At 35.3% G+C, this 2,729-nt stretch carries 1 protein-coding gene; it reads left to right on the top strand.

Translation table 11 applies throughout. The features are described 5' to 3' along the window. Positions 1-772 precede the first annotated feature (772 nt). On the top strand, positions 773-2,729 hold a 1,957-nt coding region (locus ACP6PL_RS10255; RefSeq protein ID WP_426545156.1), incomplete at its 3' end, for a cache domain-containing protein.

The following is a 2,729-nucleotide window of genomic DNA, read 5'->3' as shown; positions in this document are numbered from 1 at the left end:
CGGAACGCTAAACGCCATATCCAATCGACCAAGAGAAAAGTGCTCTTGAATTTCCCAATCTTCAATTCCGTAACGGTTTTAACCAGAGGTAATTATCAATTATCAATTATCCATTATCAATTATCAATTAATGAATCTCGCCTTACTATCTTTTGTTGTACCTCACATTTCTTAACTCAAGAGGAATGTAGGTTAGATCCTTTGGCCAACAGCCAGACAATATATCACTGAAATCGTTCTACCACATCTCTACCGCCTCGATAAAGCTTCTCCATTTCTTCTGCAGAAATATGCTCTTTGATACTCAAATGCTTTACTATTTATTTGATGCCTGCTTATTCTTAGTCACATAGATATACTTTATAACCCGATTATATAGAACGCATTTGGGATCTATGAACGAGAGTGTGGTTCATGTGGGAAGAAAGGGAAGACGGAGAAAAGGGGAAAGCCTAGAGAGTAGGTAAGTAGGGGAGATGGTGAATATAAGGCCCTAAATTCTACCTTTTTATAGACTCGATCTCCTGATTTCTCACTCCTGACTACTATGCCACTTTGCAAAGATACCCAATGGCTTCTATATAAAAAAGGAAAGTCAGAGATGAAAATTTGCTATATTTATAGTGCAATAAAACCTATTTGTAATGATTTTGTAATCATTCTTATAAATTAGTATTATATCTTGATAACCTACCCTAATTCCAAAGTAGTTAAAGTAGTTTGAAACTATAGCTTTATTTTTGATAATTAGTATAATACCAACTTGGGCAAAATGTTTAACAAACTTCCCCTAAAAACTGTCCTCATTGTCTCCTTTATTCTGCAAATTGTGACTGCTGTTGGATTAGTAGGATATTTTTCTTTTACCAATGGACGCGAATCCGTCTATACACTAGCGAATCAGTTAACCAAGGAAATTAGCATTCGTATTAAACAACACGTTCTAGAGTATGTTAACAAATCATATCAAGTGCTAAGAGTAACCAATGATGCTATTGAAAGTGGTAATTTAGATGTCTACAATTTTGGGGCAATGCGACTTTATTTCTGGAATATCATCAAAGAAGGAAACCTGGAAAGCGATCTTTTTTTTGGTAACGAACAGGGAGAGTTTATCGGGGTTGAACTTAATCCTGACAACGGTGAAATTCTCTTCCGAATTCGTACTACAGCTACTCAACCAGTTCGTGAAATTTATCAGCTAGACAATAATGGTAATGCCAAGAAATTTGTAAAAGTTAAAGAGTATGACCCCCGCATTCGCCCCTGGTATCAAGCAGCAAAACAACTTGGTAAACCTACATGGAGTTCGATTTATCCAGCTTTCTCCCGCTCCAACACATCTTTGGATATATCCGCTGTCAGACCAATTTTTAATTCTACTGGGGAGTTAATCGGGGTTTTAGCAAATCAGACAAGCTTAACCAGGATTACAGAATTCCTCAAGCAATTAAATATTAGTCCTAATGGACAAAGTTTTATTATGGAGCGATCGGGAGATTTAGTTGTTAGTTCCCAGATTTCCCAACCATTTCTAAGTACTAGAGTTATTGAAAATAAAAAAATTCAACGCTTACCTGCTATTGATAGTAATAATATTACAGTAAGTGCTACTGCCAAATATTTAAAACAGAAGTTCGGTGATTTTAATCAAATTGAACAAGATCAACAACTCAATTTTTCTATTGATGGGGTTTGGCATTACACTAGCATTATGCCTGTTCAGGATGGTAAAGGTATTGATTGGTTAGTAGTTGTAGTCGTTCCTGAAAATGACTTCATGGCACAAATTAACGCTAATACCCGTACCACGATTTTATTAAGCCTTGGTGCTCTGATTCTAGCTGTATCTGTAGGAATAGTCACTACTCACTGGATTACTAAACCAATATTACAACTTAATTCGGCTGCTAAAGAAATCGCTAAAGGCAAATGGGAAAACACTCTCAAGATTAATCGTAGTGATGAAGTAGGAGAACTTGCTAAATCTTTTAATCTGATGACTACTCAACTCAAAAATTATTTTGAAACCCTAGAAGCACAAAACCAAGAACTTAAACAACTAGATCGCCTTAAAGACGAATTTTTAGCTAACACTTCCCATGAATTACGAACTCCACTGAATGGCATTATTGGTATTGGTGAATTTCTTCTAGAAGGGCAAACCAAAAACCTAAATTTTCTCATAACTTCAAACTTAAGGATGATTGTGTCTAGTGCTCGTCGTCTTTCTAATTTAGTTAACGACATTCTTGACTTTTCCAAAATTAGATACAATAAATTGGAATTACAAATTAAAGCTGTTGATGTTTTTGCAGTTGTAGAAACAGTAGTCACCTTAAATTTATTGATCACTAAAAATAAAAATCTACAGTTAATCAATGCAATTCCCACAAATTCAGCTCTCGTCTGTGCTGATGAAAACCGTCTCCAACAAATTTTCTATAACTTAATTAGTAATGCCATTAAATTTACTGAATCTGGGAAAGTCGAAATCTCAGCTACAGTAATTACCAATAATCCTATATACTCTGCTCAACAAATCTCAGTTTATCAAGACTCTAGTCAAAATCAGCAGCAATCTCCAGAACTAATGATTACAGTTTCTGATACTGGTATCGGTATTCCGAGTGATAAACTAGAAAGCATTTTTAAATCTTTTGAACAAGGAGATGGTTCCACAGCCAGAAAATATGGTGGTACAGGTTTAGGGTTAGCTGTTACCAAAC

Origin of the sequence: Dapis purpurea BLCC-M126 (assembly GCF_050015975.1) — a bacterium.
Lineage (GTDB): Bacteria > Cyanobacteriota > Cyanobacteriia > Cyanobacteriales > Microcoleaceae > Trichodesmium.
The sequence above is the reverse complement of the archived record's forward strand: the minus strand, read 5'-3'. Positions and strand labels throughout refer to the sequence as shown.